This window comes from Pseudomonas sp. 18058, assembly GCF_902706155.1.
In the GTDB taxonomy this organism is placed as follows: domain Bacteria; phylum Pseudomonadota; class Gammaproteobacteria; order Pseudomonadales; family Pseudomonadaceae; genus Aquipseudomonas; species Aquipseudomonas rustica.
The window spans coordinates 1-411 of the sequence record NZ_CACSJY010000153.1 but is presented as its reverse complement, the minus strand read 5'-3'; the positions used below and the strand labels follow the sequence as shown (position 1 = coordinate 411).

1 protein-coding gene is annotated in these 411 nt (G+C 67.6%); it reads right to left on the bottom strand.

Annotated elements, in window-relative coordinates; all coding sequences use genetic code 11:
• Positions 1-403 (bottom strand): MFS transporter (locus GVL50_RS28595; protein WP_159815859.1); only part of this gene is annotated, 403 nt, incomplete at its 3' end.
• Between the last annotated feature and the right edge of the window lie 8 nt (positions 404-411).

Here is a 411-nt window from a genome sequence, read left to right as displayed (position 1 = left end):
GCAGCAGGAAGGGCGCCCAGGCGCCGATCGCCGCGTACGTGGGCAGGCAGGCGATGACGAGCGAGCCGGCGCACATCATCGTGACCGAGATCAGCATCGAGGTCTTGCGGCCGTAGCGGTCCGCGATGCGGCCGAACAGCCAGCCGCCGATGGGGCGCATCAGGAAGCCCGCGGCGAACACGCCCGCCGTGTTCAGCAGCTGCGCCGTGGGATCGGATTTCGGGAAGAACGCCGGTGCGAAGTACAGCGCCGCGAACGCATACACGTAGAAGTCGAACCATTCGACGAGGTTGCCCGAGGAAGCCGCCATGATCGAGAAGACGCGGTGGCGCTTCTCCTCGGCGGTATAGGGGCGGGGCGCGGGATGCTGCGCATCGGCCGCTGCGGGGGAGTTCGTGCTCATTGCTGGAT